This is a genomic window from Xanthomonas sp. Leaf148 (genome assembly GCF_001423585.1).
GTDB lineage: Bacteria > Pseudomonadota > Gammaproteobacteria > Xanthomonadales > Xanthomonadaceae > Xanthomonas.
On the sequence record NZ_LMOP01000015.1, the window covers coordinates 47,353 to 65,272 of the forward strand.

3 protein-coding genes and 1 pseudogene are annotated in these 17,920 nt (G+C 64.3%); 2 read left to right on the plus strand and 2 right to left on the minus strand.

Features of this window, described 5'->3' with window-relative positions; translation table 11 throughout:
* Entirely contained in the window at window positions 1–1,899 is a 1,899-nt protein-coding gene (pgaB, locus tag ASF90_RS21020; protein WP_055854861.1) for a poly-beta-1,6-N-acetyl-D-glucosamine N-deacetylase PgaB, read from the minus strand.
* Window positions 1,881–3,839 carry a tetratricopeptide repeat protein gene (locus ASF90_RS21025; protein WP_055854864.1) on the minus strand — a complete coding sequence of 653 codons (1,959 nt, stop codon included), beginning with the start codon at window positions 3,837–3,839 and terminating at the stop codon, window positions 1,881–1,883. The genes pgaB and ASF90_RS21025 overlap by 19 nt, the downstream gene beginning before the upstream one ends.
* Before the next feature lie 816 nt (window positions 3,840–4,655).
* Between ASF90_RS21025 and ASF90_RS21030 the strand changes: the two genes are divergently transcribed.
* Together ASF90_RS21030 and ASF90_RS21035 are read left to right on the plus strand one after the other, a co-directional pair.
* Entirely contained in the window at window positions 4,656–6,356 is a 1,701-nt protein-coding gene (locus ASF90_RS21030; RefSeq protein WP_055854867.1) for a ShlB/FhaC/HecB family hemolysin secretion/activation protein, read from the plus strand.
* A gap of 70 nt (window positions 6,357–6,426) precedes the next feature.
* Window positions 6,427–17,920 (plus strand): annotated as a pseudogene (locus ASF90_RS21035) (hemagglutinin repeat-containing protein); the annotation flags it as partial.

Consider the following 17,920-nt stretch of genomic DNA (forward strand, 5'->3'; position numbering starts at 1 on the left):
TCATCGCTCGATATAGGGGAATTGGCGGGCCGAGATGGCTTCGCGCGCTTCGGGCAGGGACGGATGGCCGCCAATGAAATCGTCGGGGTAATACGCCAGATGACGCACGCCGGCCGCCAGCAGCAACCTGGAATGCGCCAGTAGCACGCCATCAGGTAGCGGCTTGCCGCTGCGCCAATCCACGGTCTGCAGTTCGAAGATGGTCTTGTCGAAACCATGTGGCTGCTGACCGACGCGCGTGGCCAGTTGCGTGAGCCACTGCTGCGGGTCGTCGGCTTTTTCCATGTAGGGCATCGCCATCAGCGCGGTGTAGTCGTAGGCGGCAGAAAAAGCGTCCAGACGCTGCGCAAACCACGCTTCGCTGTGCGGCTCCAGCACCGGCTGCGCGAACAAATTGCGCACCGTGACCAGCTTGGGGCGCCAGCGCTCTGCGGCGACCTTGAGCTGCTGAGTGAAGTCGATCAGCGCCTGCGTGCGCTTGGCCGGATCGCCGCCGCCGTAGGCCGGCACGTCGTCATCGCGCAGGTAGGCATCGTCATGGAACAGCAGGCCTTCAAAGTAGGCATTCGCGGCAAGGTCTTCGTAGACGTCGGCCACCAATTGGCGGGTGCGCGGGTTGCCCGGGTCCAGACGCGGCACATCCTTCGGGTCGTTCGCATGGATCTGCAATGCGGCCTGTTGCTGCGCGTCGGGTAGATGGAAGCCGAGCACCGGCAACCAGGCGAATACGCGCACGCCTGCACGGGTACGCAACTGCCAGGCGACACGCCCGAACAGATCCGCACGCATCGGCAGATGCCGGTTGGGGAAATACAGCGCATCGGCCGCGCCATCGCCATCCGGGTCGGCAAAGGCCTGCAGGAAGACGTGGCTGGGCCCGATGTCCTTGACGCGCTGAACCAGGATGTCGAGGTTGCGCGCCAGCTGTGCGGGGTCCGGGTCGTAGACGTAATCCAGGTCGATCTGGATGGCGCGCAGCCCATCGCGCGACAGATCGCGGCGCAGTTCGCCGGCCAGGTCGCGCACGTCGGGGTTGTTGAACAACAACAAGCGCCCGAGGCTGGCCAGAGATTGCCCATCCACGCGGTCGCGGCCTTGCTGGCCGATATCGGCTTCGTGCGAGCGGCCTTCCAGATCGAAACTGAGCGTCATGCCCAGTTGCGCGGCAATGGCGTTGCTGGCGCGGTTGTAGGCGGCATACGGCCACACCATCGTGCGCGGCGGCTTGCCCAGATGCGCCACGATGGCATCGCGGCTATGCCGCAGATCGGTTTCGATGCGCTGGCGATAGTCGGCTTCGTTTTCGTAGCCGCTGCTCGCATCCCACAGCCGGGTGACTGCCGCAGGGGTCTGGTTGCCGAACGGATTGGCGGCAATACCCTGGTGCAGGTCGTCGCTGTGCGAGCCGATCTCGACCAGGCCGCTGTCCTGCATCTCGCGCAATTGTGCCCAGGTGACGAAGTCGTCGCGGGTGAAATCGCGCGGGCCGTACGGCACCACCTTGCCCGCAGGCAGTTCGACCCAGCTGGTTACCGGCGCGACCAGGGCGGGGTAGCCGTAGGCCTGCAACAGCGGAAATACTCGCGTATAGACGCTGCGCAAGCCGTCATCGAAGGTGAGCAACACCGGCCGCGAGGGCAGGGCGCGCCGGCCGGCGCGTGCATCCAGCACCTGCTGCACGCTCACCGGGTGATACGCGTGCGAGCGCAGCCAATCCAGATGCGCGGCGAAGTTGCTGGTGGACACTGCGTAGCGATCCGGGTCGCCTTTGGCGGCGACGTCGTCGCGAATATCGTGGTAGCTGAGCACCAGCAGACCCGCATGCGCCGACGACGCGAAGGTCATCAGCAGCAGTGCGAGCAGCAACAGCGGCAGGCGGATCAAGGCGTACCTCCCCATCGGAAATCCAGGTCCAATCCAAGTTGTTGTTCGCGCCGGCCGTCGTAGACCGGGCGCGACCAGCTCACGCCATACGTCAACGCGCTGCCATCGCCGAGCGACCACAGATGCCGATAGGCCAGCGCGGGCACCCATTGGCTGCCAAAGCCGGATTGGTAGGTCGGGCCGGCGGTGACTTCCAGACGCTGCCGAAAGGCGTAGTCGTAACGCCGCCAGCCGATCTGTTCGATCCGCACACCCGCAGCCACGCCTGTGCTGCGGCGTGGGTTGAAGTAATCGACCACGCGGTCGTCTTCGGCACGCCCGGCGGATGCGGAAATCAGCCCATCGACCAGTGCATGCGGCCGTGCCCACAGGCGTTGGCTGCCCGACAGATCGAGCTGGTTACGCCGATTGCCATCGCTGTAACGCAGCTGGCGTGCCTGCAGGTCCCAGCGCGTTTCATCGCTGGGTGTCCAGCGCAGCGTTGCGCCGATGCTGTCGCCGGTGATGCCCAACCGACGCGCTTGCAACGATGCCTCCGGGTCGCGTGTGCGCCAGGCAACGCTGCCGTACCACGCATTGGAGAATCGCCAACCCGCGTCCAGTGCCCAGGCGGTGCCATCGCGATCGAAATCATCGAGCGCACGGCCACCGTAGGCGCTCAGATCCAGCCGGTCGTAGCGGTAGTGCGTGCCCAGCCAGAAGCTGCGATAGCGCACGCGGGTGTCCTGAAAATCGGCCCAGTCGTCGCGCGCGCGCAAGCCCACGCGCCAGCGCTCGCCCAGCAGCGGCGATTCGGCTTCCAGCAGCGAGCTGCCGAAATGATTGCCGAGCGGCGAGGTTGCGGTGGCGCTGTTGTCGTTGTTGCTGCGTCCCCACGCATGGCTCAGATGCACCTGCCAGCCGCGTTGGCGCTCCAGCGACGCACCCAGCCGTTGCAGTCCGACATCATCGGGGTACTCGGTGCGCAAGGTCTTGAACTGCGCATCGGCCAGATCCAGGCGATCGAGATCGCGCTGGTTTTCGACCACGCCGCTGCGTGCCTGCTTTTGATGCGGGTCCAGCGTCAGCGCGATCTGATTGCGTTGCAGGGCTTGCGTGGTGTGTCCGCGGCGCGATTCGATCGATGCCAGTGCCGCTTGCAGCTCGGCATTATCGGACCCAATTGCGATGCGCTCGCGCAATACCTGATCTGCACCTCGGTTGTCGTTGGCTGCAGAGCGCGCGGTGGCGAGTGCGACATCGGCGCTGAAGCGGTCCCAGTTTTCGTAGCCGCTGGTTGCGCCGGCGCGACGTGGCCACGGCGCTTGCGTCGCGGCCAGCTGCTCGAACAACGGCATCGCCTGATCGAAGCGTTCTTGCTCCAGCAATGCGTAGCCGAGCAGTAGTTGCGTGTTGAAGTCGTCCGGGCTGTGTTGCAGCGCTTGCCGCAGCACGGTTTCGGCTTCGGCAGGGCGACGCAGCCCCATCAGCGAATCGCCAACGGTCGGCAGCACGTAGCTGGGCACCTCAATGCCTTCCGCACGCAATGCTTGATAGTTGGCAACCACGTCGCGATGGCGCTGACGCTGATTGAGGGCAACCAGGCTGTCGATGCGCAACCGTGTCGCTTCCCAGGCCACCTGTGGTGGTGCGTCGCGCTCGATGCGTGCCACATTGACCAACGCCTGATCGGTCTCGGCATAGCGGTGCGCGGCATCGACCGGCTCGGCGCTGGCCCAGCCGATCATGCGCGCGACGCGATCGTTGTCGATGCGCTCGCGCTCCTGCTGCGAAAACCAGTCCGGGTGGCGCCACATCGCTTCTGCGGCAAGCTGCGCGCTGCCCAGATCGCTGAGCGTGAGCGCACGCAGCGTGTACGCGCCTTTGTCGCGCGGGTCTGCACGCAACACGCGCTCGTAGATGGCAAGCGCTTCCGCATAGCGCTGCTGGCCGCGCAATTGCTCGGCTTGCTGCATGGGCGTAAGGGCGATGGAGGCGCCAGTCACATCTGTCGACCGCACTTCGCCGCTGTGCGCCAGGGGCACACATGCGGCAAACAAGGCAAGGCTGATCAGGGGAGTGAGTGCGCCTGTACGGTCAGGACGACCGCGCTGCACGTGCATGTGCAAACAGGGGGGAAGAGAAGTTCACAAGCGATCCAGCTATGAAGTGCGGCGATACTGCGTATGCCCGTGTAAAGCGAGTGTCATCACTATGTTGATGAGATCTTCATTACTTGAGATCGGTTGGCATAAATGCGCAGTTCGGCACAAACGGAGGTTGCGGGTGCACGCGTGCAGCACGGAGCCGACGCAACGCTCGGATTCGCCTGTTGAAAGGACATCCGGCGCTGAGCGCATGGTTAAAGTACAAGGTGGAGCATCACGCTGAGTCCGACGCAGTTGCCGCGTTGGAGCAAGCGGGCTGGTAAGCCCGGAGCCCAGCAAACTGCCAACCGCGCATTAATATGCATCTCAAGGCATCCCTGTAATTGCATAAATAGATGCGCGTTGGCGGAACTTGTCGCCCCTGAGCGGCATTGACTGCACGATGGCGTGCCGGCCGTCTTACGGTGGCGTCCGGTATTTAAGTGATTTCCGTCACATAAATGCATTTGTCGGCATTTTCTTACAGGGTGGCCCCTACACGCTGCGTTGACCTGCTCTTAACGCTGCAGCACAGTGGCGCCGCATTCGCCGTGCCCAAGGGTTGTGCTGCCGTTTTGGCAGCCAGGTGCGGCGATGTGAGCAACGGCAGGCCCAGGTCTGACCGTTGCACAGGGGGCATGACAGATGTGGATGCGATCGGCTCCGTTGGCGCTGGCGGCTTGCCTATGGGCGGTCGCCGGGCTGGCGGCTGCACAACAATCGGCACCGACCAGCCTGGACCGGCAGGAGCAACTGCGCCAAGCCGAAGAGATTCAGCGTCGGCAGGAGCAGGAGCGCCAGGCGCCTTTCGCCGGCCCGCGCGAGGATGCCGAGCGCGTGGACGTACGCAGTACTGTGCTTCCCGAAGAGGCGCTGTGTTTTTCGATCACGCGTGTGCGCCTGTCGGGCGCGGGCCAGGATGCTGCGCGGTTCGCTTGGCTGTGGAAATCGCTGCGCCGTTACGAGGGGCGCTGCATCGGCCGCATCGGCATTGATGTCATGCGCCGTCGCGCACTGGATCGGCTGGTCGCGCGCGGTTTTGTTACAACGCGCATCGGCGTGCCCGAACAGGATTTATCGCGCGGAGAGTTGCGCTTCGAACTGATGCCGGGCCGTTTGCGTGCGGTACGTGTGGTGTCTGATACCGACGGTGCGCACTGGAAGACCGCCTTGCCATTGCGCACTGGCGATCTGCTGGATTTGCGCGCGATCGAACAAGCCGTGGAGCAGTTCAAGCGCCTGCCATCGCAGGACGCCAAGATCGATATCGCACCGGGCGAAGCGCCAGGCGAATCGGATCTGGTCATCACCTTGCAGCATGGGCGGCGTTGGCGCGGTGTGGTCAACGCCGAGGATTCGGGCGTGGAAGCCACCGGCCGCGTGCAGGGCGGGCTGGATGTGTCGCTAGACAATCCGTTGGGGCTCAACGACCTGCTCAGTGTCGGCTACAGCCACGATCTGGCGACACGCGATGAAGAGCGCGGCACCCGCGGCAACAGTCTGAGCTACAGCCTGCCGTGGGGCTGGTGGACGGTTGCGCTCTCGGCGTCGTCGTACCGCTATCACCAGCGCGTGGACGGGTTCTTGCAGACCTTCCAGTCCAGCGGCGAATCCAGTAATGCCCAGCTGGACATCCAGCGCGTCTTGCATCGCGATGGCACCAGCAAGACTTCTGCTGGGGTGACAGTGGGGCGGCGACGTGCGCGCAGCTATCTGGACGGCGTGGAGATCGGCATCCAGCGGCGCGATACCAGTAGTGCCGAGTTCTATTTCACGCATCGGCGTTACCTGGGCGCGATGCAGCTGGATGTGCGCATCGCACACCGACGCGGCACGCCGTGGTTCAACAGCCAATGGACCGGCTATGACCCGCAAATCGGTTTCCCCAGCTTTCGGTATGGCGTGACCACGCTGGATGTGAGCACTGCGCTGCCGTTCAAACTGGGGTCGGTGCCCATGGCCTGGGAAAGCAGCCTGCGCGCGCAGACCGCAGGCGAACTGTTGCTTGGCTCGGAATTCTTCACGATCGGTGGCCGGTACAGCGTGCGCGGCTTCGATGGCGAAGCGACCCTGGGTGCGGAAAAAGGCGCGTATTGGCGCAATACCTTGAGTTTTCCGATGCAGCAGATCGGGCTCACGCCTTACCTGGGTTTGGACGCTGGACGCATCGATGGCACCAGCGCCAGCGGGCTGCGCAGTCGCAGTCTGGTCGGTGGCGCGGTGGGGCTGCGCGGCGGCTGGTTCGGCGCCAGCATCGATGCATTTGCCGGTTGGGCGATCCACCGGCCCGATGGATTTGGAAGTGCGCAGCCGGCCTACGGCGCGCGTGTGATCTACCAGTTTTGACATGGATCGCGCTGCCAGCCGGCGGCGCGCTTGTTGATTGATGACGCCTGCGGGCGGCGAGAGAGAAACGATGGACACCGAAGCGATGAGCGTGCGTGGTTACGTAGCCGAACAAAGCAAGCGCGCGTTGGCGCTGCTGCTGTGCTTCACCGTGACCTGGACATCGTTTCCGACGTGGGCGCAGGTTGCGCCGACGGCCAACCCCGGTGGTCAGACACCCGGCCAGCAGGTAGCAGCCAACGGTGTGCCGGTGGTGGATATCGTCGCCCCCAATGCGCGCGGCATTTCGCACAATCGCTATAGCAATTTCAACGTCGGCCCGAACGGGTTGATCCTCAACAACAGCGCGCAGATATCCAAGACCGAGCTGGGCGGCTATGTGGCCGGCAACAACAATCTGCAGCGCAGTGGTGCGGCATCGTTGATCCTCAACGAGGTCACCTCTGCCAGCAGCCGCCTCCAGGGCTACACCGAAATCGCCGGCGCCAAGGCGCAATTGGTCATTGCCAATCCCAATGGCATTTCCTGCGATGGCTGCGGATTTCTCAATACCTCGCGCGTCACGCTGACCACCGGCACGCCCAACCTGGGCGGCGATGGCGCATTGACTGGTTTCACCATTACCGGCGGTGCGCTCAGCATTGGCAGCAATGGTCTTGACGCCTTCAATGTGGATCGTCTGGATCTGCTGTCGCGTCAGCTCAGCGTCAATGGGTCGATCTGGACCAGGGAATTGGTCGCGAGCGCGGGCGCAGGGCGCGTCAACTACGACGGCATGTTGCTCGACGTGCTGCCTGGTACCGATGGTGCTGCGCCGTCGATCGGCATCGATGTCGCGCAACTGGGCGGCATGTATGCCGACCGCATCCGCCTGATCGCTACCGAAGCCGGCGTGGGCGTGGTCAGCCGCGGCACCCTGGCCGCGCAGAGCGGCGATCTGCAGATCGACAGCGCTGGTCAGGTGAGTCTGAGCGGCACCGCCGTGGCACGCGATGGCTTGAACGTGCGGGCAAGCGGTGATCTGGACCAGCGCGGCGTGCTTGGCTCGCAGCAGGGTGATGTCAGCCTGCGTGGCGCAGGCATGCGTCTTGCCGGCGACCTGGTGGCCGCTGGCGCGTTGACTGCGCAGGCCGACGGTGCGTTGAGCCATACCGGGCGTAGCAGCGCGGGGGCGATCCGCCTGTTCGGCTCCGAATTGACCGCCGATGGCAGCCTGCATACCACCGGCGCGCTGGAGCTTGGCGCTGACGGCGTGTTGCGCAGCGGCGGTGTGGCCTATGGCGGCACGGGTGCAACGCTGCGCGCGAATCGCATTGCATTGTCCGGCACCGCTGCAGAGCGGTAGCGCCATTGCATTGAACGCAGCCAGCATCGATGCGCTGGGGACGCTGGATGCAGCGTCCGCACTGCGTGCGGTCGGCAGCGGTGATGTGCGCATGGGCGGTTTGGCCCAGGCCGGGCAGGGTGCAGAGATACAGGCCGGTGGCCGCCTGGATGTGCAGGGTCGGCTGATCGCTGCCGATACGCTCGTGCTCAACGCCGCTGCGATCGATATTGCGCAACGCGGCGCCGTCTCGGCTGGCACGGATCTGGATCTGCGCAGCGCCGGCGCGTTGAGCAATGCCGGCAGCGGCTATGCGGGGCGCGACTTGCGTGTTCAGGCCAACAATCTGACCACCACCGGCAGCGTGTCTGCCGCGCGTGACGTGCAGGCAACGGTGGTTAGCGGGCTGGTCAACGCCGGGACCATCGTCGCCGGCAATGCATTGACCGTGGACGCCACACAGCTGGAAAGCCGCGGCGACATTGGTAGCCAACGCGGCGACGCCACGCTGCGCAGCCGCGCTGGCTTGAGCTTGAGCGGCAACACGGTGGCAGGCGGCACGCTGGCACTCGATGCCGGCACGGATGCACGGATTGCCGGTGCGGTGAATGCCGCCAGCGTGAACCTACGCAGCGGCGGCGATGCGGCGGTGTCCGGCACGTTGCAGAGCACGCGTGGTGCACTGAGTATCGCCACCGGCGGCGCGTTGAGCAGTGATGCCATCGTGCAGTCGGCTGGTGTGCTCGACCTGCAGGCGAACGGTGCATTGCGTCAACGTGGGCAGCTGCGCAGTGGCGGCGCGCTGCAATTGCGCGGCTCCACGGTCGATCATGATGGCGTGATCGATGCAGGCGGCGATCTGCGGATTGCAAGCACTAATGGTCTGGCCCTGAGCGGCACGGTGCAGAGCGCAGGCGCTGCTACCTTGCAGGCAGGTGGGCTGCTGGACAATCGCGCCAACGTGGTTGCAGCAGGTGCACTGCAGGTGGATGCTGCGTCGCTGCGTAATGCTCAGGGTGCGGCATTTTCGTCCGATGCCAATGCGCGTCTGCGCAGCACGGGTAGCTTCGATAACGCCGGCAGCCTCTATGCCGGCAATGCACTCCAGCTCGCCGCTGACACGCTGACCCAGAGTGGCCGGGTCGGTTCGGGCAATACGCTGTCGGCGTCGGTAGCAGGTGCGCTCGACAACACTGGCAACATCGTGGCCAAGAACGCCTTGCAGATCGAGGCCGGTAGCTTGCGCAGCACCGGTCAACTCGGCAGCGAAGCGGCAGAGGTGCGCCTGACCACCGATGGCGACATCGCATTGCAGGGTGTGGTCGCTGCGGGGACGTCGCTGCAGGCCACGGCCGGTGGCGATCTGCAACAAGCAGGTTCCGCGACCGCGCAAACCATGGTCCTCGCTGCCGGTCGCGATCTTACTGCGGCCGGCACCTTGCGTGCTGCATCCACGCTGGATATGCAGGCGCAGCGCACACTGACGTTTGCCGCACAAGGTCAGGTGGGCGGCGATGCTGCATTGCGTGCAGCCACCGTGATTAACAGCCAGGGTGCGGTGTTGCAGGCTGGCGGTGCGATCGCGTTGGACGGCGCCGCAATCGATAGCCGCGGCACACTCGACGCAGGCAGCGATCTGCAAATGCGCAGCGATGGCGATCTGTCCCTGGCTGGCATTGCACAGAGCGGACGTGATGTGCGTCTAAGCGCGGCCAACGCCGTCAGCAATGCCGCGCAGGTCGTCGCAGGCCGCAATCTGACAGTGCAGGCGCAACGACTGGACAACACCGCCGCTGGCGTATTGGCAGGCGAGGGCAATGTGTCCCTGACGACCACGGCGCAGCTCAACACCGCCGGCCGCGTGCAGGCCGGTGGCGATATGCAGCTCACCGCGGCAGCACTGGACCAGAGCGGCAGCGTGTCTGCAGGCAAGGCAATGACGGTTGCGGTAGCGGGCACGCTGGACAATCGCGGCACGCTGATTGCCAAGGATGCGATGCAGATCGATGCAGGCACGCTGCGCAGCACCGGGCAATTGGGCAGCGAACGTGCCGATGTCACGTTGGCGAGCCAGGGCGTCATGCAGCTGGGCGGCGTGGTCGCCGCGGCAACCACGTTGCGCGCTACCGCCGGCAGTGCTCTTGAGCAAGCCGGCGTGCTCAACGGGCAGTCCATTGCACTGCAGGCTGGCCGCGATCTCACTCTCCGCGGCACCCTGAATTCTGCATCCACCCTGGATCTGCAGGCCCAGCGCACGCTGGCCTTGAATGGCCAGGCAGCGAGCGCGGGCAGCGCCGTCCTCAAGGGCGCAACCATCGCCACTGGTGGCACGGCTGTCCTACAGAGCGGTGCCAACATCACCCTGGATGGCGCAGCGATCGATAGCCGTGGCTCGCTCGATGCAGCGACCGATCTGAGCGTGGTTAGCGCAGGCGATCTGACATTGGGCGGTATCGCTCAGGCCGGACGTGACGTCGCGCTGACCGCTACTGGTGCATTGCGTAATGGCGCGCAAGTTGTCGCCGCACGCGACCTCAGTGTGCAGGCGGCCAGCGCCGAAAACCTGACGAATGCGACGCTGGGTGCGATGCGCGATCTGCGTGTCGAGATCGCTGGCGCACTGGACAATAGCGGTACTTTGCACGGCGAGCGTGGGCTGGCGCTGTCGACAGGGTCGCTGTTGCAGCGCGGCCGACTCTATAGCGGCGATGCGATCTCGATCGCATCGACTGGCGCATTCGACAATCGTGGTCAGCTGGTTTCCGGCAAGGATCTGAGCATCGCCGCCGGCAGCATTACCAGCACCGGCCAGCTTGGCTCGGTGAATGGCGCGCTGACGCTGATCAGCCAGAATGCGATCGATCTGCAAGGCCTCGTCTCTGCCGCCACCACGCTGCAGGCCACTGCAGTTGGTGACCTGGTGCAATCTGGTTCGCTCACCGCGCAGACAGTTGGCCTGCAAGCGGGTCGCGATCTCACTGCCGGCGGTACGCTGCAGTCAGCCTCCACACTGGACCTGCAGGCGCAGCGTGCGCTGGTCCTGAATGGTCAGGCACAGGCAGGCAGCGATGCCGCGTTGCGTGGCAACAGCATCGCCACCGGAACTGCTGCTGTGCTGAAAAGCGCTGGTTCGATCACCCTGGAGGGCGCGGCAATCGACAGCCGCGGCACGCTCGACGCCGGCAGCGACTTGCGTCTGCGCAGTACCGGCGCACTGGCATTGGCAGGCGTGGCGCAAGCCAACCGCGACGTCGTACTCAGTGCCGACGGCGCGTTGAGCAACGCCAGTCAGGTCATCGCAGGCCGTGACCTATCGGTGCAGGCAGCCACTGTCAGCAATGCTGTCACGGGCACGCTGGCTGCACAGGGTGGCGTCACACTCACCACTGGCACATTGCAGAACGCAGGCAGCGTGCAGAGCGGTGGCGATTTACGCATGACTGCCACTAGCATCGACCAGAGCGGTGCCGCCATTGCTGGTAAGGCGTTGACTGTCACGGCGACCGGGCTGGTCGATAACCGCGGCAACCTGATCGCCAAGGACGCGTTGACCGTGGACGCAGGCACCCTGCGCAGCAGCGGGCAGCTTGGCAGTGAAACAGCCAACGTCACGCTGGTCAGCCGCGGCGACATCGCGTTGCAAGGTGTTGTGGCTGCCGCAACCACGTTGCAGGCAACCGCTGCTGGTGACCTGCAGCAAGGTGGATCGCTCAAGGCGCAGTCGGTCGCATTGCACGCAGGGCGCGATCTGGTTGCAGCAGGCACGTTGCAGTCGGCTTCATCCCTCGACCTGCAGGCGCAGCGCACGTTGGCGTTGAACGGGCAGGCCGCCACTGGCGGCAACGCAACCCTGCGCGGCGCGACGGTCACCACCGGACAAACTGCTGTCCTGCAAGGCGGCGGTGCGATCAGTCTTGATGGCGCGGCGATCGACAGCCGCGGCGCGTTGGATGCGGGCACTGATTTGAGCCTGCGCAGCACGGGCAACCTGGCAGTGGCCGGAGTGGCACAGGCTGATCGCGCTGTCGTGCTGAGCACGGCCGGCGCATTGACCAACGCGGCGCAGGTTGTTGCCGGCCAGAATCTGTCCGTCACCGCAGCCAGTGCAAGCAACACCGCCACGGGCGTGCTGCTGGCACAAGGCGATACCACGCTGTCTATCGCCGGCTTGCTCGACAATGCAGGCGCGATGCGCGCAGGCAATCAATTGACGCTTGGTGTCGGCTCACTACGTCAGACCGGCCAGGCTTACGGCTTGCAGCGCTTGGGTCTGACCGCCGCAGGTGCGGTGGACAATCGCGGTGATTTGATTGGCGGCAACGGCCTGCGTGTGGAGGCCGCGCAGCTCGCCAGCACTGGTCAGCTCGGTAGCGAGCGCGGCGACGTCGCCTTGATCAGCCGTGGCAACCTGCAGCTCGACGGCAGCCTGGCAGCGGCGGGCGCATTCTCTGCGCAAGCCGACGGCGCGTTGGCGCAAAGCGGCACCCTGAGTGCAGGCAGCACGCTCGACCTGCGCTCGAAAAGCGATCTGACCGTTGCAGGTCAGCTACGCGGCCAGCAGATCACGCTGGCCAGCGACGCCGTGGTGCGTCAGCAGGGCGTGGTCAGTGGTGAGACGATGGGACTGCAAGGCGCGCGTATCGAAAACGCCGGGCAGACCACCGCCGCCGGAAATCTGAGCCTGCGTGCGGGCGAAATCAGCATCGCCGGTACGGTTGGTGCAGGCATTGCCGGCGATGGCAACCTGGGAACCGGCAGTACGTTGAGTCTGGTCGCCGATCGCCAGCTGAGTGCCTCGGGCAAGTTGCTGGCGGGCGGCAATCTGCTGGCGCAGGGGTCCCAGCTGCAGCTGGCTGGTGCGAGCACGCGCGCCACCGGCAATGTCGCGCTGACCACCGGCGGTAGCCTCGACCATCGTGGCGGTGATCTGCTCGCCGGCGGCACGCTGACCGTGCAGGCAGGCGGCACCATCGATAACGGCCGTCTCACGACGACTGGCGGCCAACTCCAGGCCAGTCAGCTCAGCATCGATGGCGGCAGTTTGAACAATGCCGGCGGCCGTCTCGTTCAAAGTGGTGCAGGCACGACGCGCGTCAGCATTGGTGGCGCAATCGACAACACGTTGGGAACCTTGGCCAGCAATGGGCAGGATCTGACCATCACTGCCGCAAGCCTTGAGAATGCGCAGGGACGGATCGAACATGCTGGTACTGGCACTGCGTCGGTCACCAGCCGTGGCGCATTGGGCAATGCCAACGGTCGCATCGTCTCGCAGGGGACGTTGACCATCGGCGCCAGCAGCGGCATGAACAATCAGGGGGGCACGGTGGCTGCCGCTGGCGATGCAACGCTTACTGCGGCCAGCCTCAACAATCTCGGTGGTTCGGTCGCTGCACGCGGTTTGACAGTGCAAAGCGGTGGTGCTGTCGACAACCGTAGCGGCCTATTGCAGGCCAGCGGTGGCGCGATGACGTTGCGTGCCGATAGCCTCAGCAATAGCGGTGGCACGCTGCAGGCGGTGAGCAGCGGTGGTGTGGGCGGCAGTCTGCGCGTCGAGCTCACTCGTGGGTTGGATAACGGCACTGGCATCATTGGTGCCAGTACCGATGCAGTGATCACTGCGGAAAACATCGCAAGCTCCGGTGGCAGCCTGCAAGCCGGGCGTGACCTCAGCGTCACCGCACGCGGCCAGCTGGACAATCACCAGAGCGGCAAACTCAGTGCGGGCCGCGATCTCAATGTTGCGGTGACAGGCGCGCTGCTCAACAGCGGCGGCCAGCTCGACGCCGGTAACACACTCACCGTATCGGGCGGACGGATCGACAATACGCAGGGCAGCATCGTCAACAATGGCAGCGGTCTGACGCGTATCAGTACCGGCGGTGCGCTGACCAATACCAGTGGCAATCTCGGTGGCCGCGGCAGCGTGGTGATCGATGCTGCCAGTATTGCCAATAACAGCGGGCAGCTGGTGGCAGGCGGCGACCTGATCGCCAATACCAACACCTTGAACAATCAGGGCGGCAACATCTATGCCGGCGCAAGCTTCCTGCTGCAGCGCGCAGGCGCCACGCTGAACAATCAGAACGGCAGGATCAAAGCCGAGCAGGCAGTTCGCCTGAACCTGCAGAGCCTGAGCAATGCCGGTGGTCAGATTGGCGCGGGCAGCATCACCGGCGGCGCTGGCGATGTGGTGATCGATACCGTCGGGTTCGATGGTGGTGGCAGCATCCTGGCGCAGAACCTGCTGGATCTGACCTTGCGCAGCGACTACACGCATCGCGCCGGCGCAGATCTCACCAGTAATGGCGATTTCAACCTGCGTGTGGGCGGCAACCTGGTCAACGAGGCAACGCTCAAGGCAGCGCGCCGCCTGGACATCACCGCTAGCAGTATCGCCAACCGTGCCGGCGCCAACATCCTGTCCAACGATACCCGCCTCAACGGCGGCAATGTCATCGACAACGCCGGCAGTATTTCCGGCAACGCTGCGCTATCGCTGGTGGCAAACAGTGTCTACAACACCGGCAGCATCGTCGGCGGCAATGTGTCGGTGAATACCGGCACGTTGGTCAACGGCGCAGATTTTGGCGGTGTGACCAACAACACTGCCTATGGTTCGGCCCTGCTGGGTTCCACCGGCAACATGAACCTGATCGTGCGCGATCAACTGCTCAATCGCGATGCGCGCATTTTCAGCCTGCGCAATATCGCCATTGGTGGTGCGCAGGATGGTGGTGGCACCTTGGTGTCGCGCACCGGTGTGGTGAATAACCTGTCGGGCAGTATTGAGGCCGATGGAAGCATTTTGATTGCGGCTAGTCAGCTGAATAATCGGCGGCGGGCGATCAATACGACCAGCGTTTCTACCGATCCTGGCGACGATGTGTATTCGGGTGGCGAGCTCATCGAAGGCAAAGCAATCAGGAATCTGCAGGGTGCGCGTGCGCCTTACCCTTACAGGGGGCTCGCGCCGGGTATTTATCGCAACTACCAAGTAATCCAGCAGGAACAGCTGTCATCGTCAAGCGCTGAGGGAAAGATTGCTGCAGGCGGAAACATCCTGCTCTCCGGTAGCGTCACAAATAATGCATCCACTATCGCCGCTGCTGGGCTTTTCGCAGCAAATCAACGGGGTCTTGGTGGGCTCTCGGACAACATGATTTCCGGCAGCGAGCAATTGTTCAACCAGGCGCTTGCGTTAAACCAGACGGTTCGCCAGAGTGATGTCGAACATATCGTTACTGCGATCACCAACGACTGCATGCAGCCTGTGGGGCAGAAGGTCGTCTGCTATTACGAGGAAGAAGACCAGAGGCTGAATTCCTCGACCACGAGCAGTAGCTATATTGCCCTGGGCGCCAGCATGACCGGAGGCCAAGGCGTCAGCATCAACGGCGCCAACATCAGCAACGGCGCCGTCGGCAGCGATGGCCGTAACATCAGCGGTGCCTCGCTCAACGGCGTCAGCGCACAAGGTGGATTGAGCGGCCGCACGCGGCAGACCGCGGCAAATGTCGGTGGTCAGGCCGTCATCGGTCGGGCCAATGGCGGTGCAGCCAGCATCAGCGTGGCGAGCAATACTGCCGGCAACGCGGGTGCGCAGGTTGGCGCGAATACGCAGGATGCGTCGCTTGCGGCATCTGGCGGCATCGTCGCCATGTCGGTCGCACCGGTCATGTCCAATGACAGTGGCTTGGTTCGCAGCACCGTTGATCAGGCCAACGTGCAGGCCACCGCTACCGGTGGCGGCGTCGTAGCTGGGGCTGGCGAAAGCCGCACCCGCATCGATCCGGCCACCATTCCGGTGACCAACATCGTTGGCGGCGGCCAGACCTCGCTGACGCAGATCGATCTGCCCATCGGCGGGTTGTATCGCTTGTCCAATGGCAACGCCACCGATCGCACTGCCATGGGGCGCGCGGCAGTCGGCCTCGGCGGCATCAATGCCTGGCGCAGCAATGGGCCGGGCCGTCGCTACCTGATCGAGACCGACCCGCGCTTCGTCAACTACGACAACTTCATCAGCAGCGACTTCCTGCTGGACAAGCTGGGCGTGGACCCGGAGTGGACCCAGACCCGTCTGGGCGATGGCTTCTACGAGCAGCGCCTGGTGCTGGACCAGATCACCCAGCTCACCGGCCGCCGCTATCTGGGCAACTACGCCGATGGCGTGGCGCAGTACCGCGCCTTGCTGGAGTCGGGTGTCGCGGCCGCTGGTCAGCTGCAGCTGAGCATGGGCGTGGGCTTGACCGCCGCCCATGCGGCCGCGTTGACGCAAGACATCGTTTGGATGGTGGAGCAGCACTACCAGGGCCAGAAGGTACTGGTGCCGGTGGTGTATCTGGCCTCCAACTCGTTGCAGTTGCGCGGTAATGGCGCCTTGATTGCTGGCGGCAACGTCGAGCTCAACGCCACCAATGCCATGAGCAACCAGGGCGTGATCGCCGGTGCCGACGTCAGCATCACCGCAGGCAACCTGCTCAACCAGGGCCGCATCAGCGGCACCGGCAGCGTGGCGCTAGAAGCACGTAACGACCTGTTCAATCAGGGTCAGATCCAGGGCCGCGATGTCGCCCTGGTCGCTGGCAACAACCTGATCAGCGAAGCAACCAAGGCCATCAACGGCGTCGGCATCCTGTCGGGCATTACTGCCAGCAACACCCTGCAACTGTTTGCCGGCAACGACATGACGCTGACCGGTACCCGCGTGCAGGCCGACGGCAGTGCGGCCTTGATCGCAGGCAACAACCTCAGCCTTACCCCAAGCGCGTTGCGCGACGATAACGGCCTGCTGCGCGGCGGCGATGCCGTGTCGGTCATCACCGGCAAGGATCTTATCGTCTCGGCAGGCAACGACCTGCAACTGCAGGGCGTCACCATCAAGGCCGGCGGCAGCGCCGCGCTGCAGGCGGGTAACGACCTCTCGCTGACCCCGACCACCGGTCTGGACGGCAAGGTCGCCACGCGTACCACCATCAGTACCGGGGACAGCCTGCAACTCACCGCAGGCAACGACCTGACCATCCGCCAGGCAAACGTCAGCGCCGGCGGCGATCTGATCGCGGCAGCAGGCAACAATCTCAACGTCGAGTCGGTGCTCAACGACAGCGAAACCAACAGCTACAAGACACGCGAGGGCAAAACCCGCGTCACCACGACAACCACGACCCAAACCATCGATCAACAAGCACTGACGGCCGGCGGCAACCTCATCCTCAGCGCCGGCAATGACGTCAATCTGGTCGCGGCCAAGCTGGACGCCGGCAAAGGCCTAGGCATCAGCGCCGGCAACGATATCAATGCCAGCACGCTGACGACGGTGGACACCAGCAACACCCTGGAAACGCGCAAGCGCTTCAAGCAGACCACCGCGACCAGCGATGAAACCGTCTATGGCACCGAGTTCAGCACCGGCGGCAATCTCGCCATGCAGGCCGGAAACGACATCAACCTGACCGCCGCATCGGCGGCCGCCAAGGAGGGCGGCATCACTCTGGCCGCCGGCAACGACGTCAACCTGCTCGCCGCCAGCGAGCAGCACGATGCCGTGCAGGACATGACCAAGAAGAAGAAGGGCACGTTCTCCAGCAAGACCACGACTACGCATGATGAGTGGCACGACACGTTTGCGATCGGTACGGCGCTGAGCGGCGAGTCCGTCAATATCTCTGCCGGTAACGATGTGGCAGTGGTCGGCTCAACCGTGCTTGCCAATGGCGATGTACGTCTGGCGGCAGGCAACAATGTCACCATCGAGTCGGCGCAGGACATCAGCAGCGAAGCACATAGCTTCAGCCAGAAGCGATCCGGCTTGACCGGCAGCATTGGCGGTGGTGTTGCCAGCATTGGTTACAGCAAAGCGCGCAGCAATAGCGAGAATTCATCTGAATCGGTCACCCAGGTTGCCTCATCCGTTGGCTCAACCGATGGCAATCTTGTCATCAGCGCGGGCAACCAACTGACCATTGCCGCCTCGGACATCGGTGCCGGCAAGGATCTGACGCTGGCAGCCAAGGACATCGCGCTGCTGGCACGCCAGGACACGGTCGAGTCGCAATCCAGTCAGTCGAGTAAATCCAGCGGATTCTCGGTGGGCGTGACCTACGACCCGGGTGCCTCGTACCGCAGCGCACGCGATTCGACCACCAAGAACATGGTCGATACCGGCTCGACCATGAGCAAGATCAGTCGTGATGCCGAAGGCGCAGCGGCCGGCACCATGGCCGCCATCACCCCG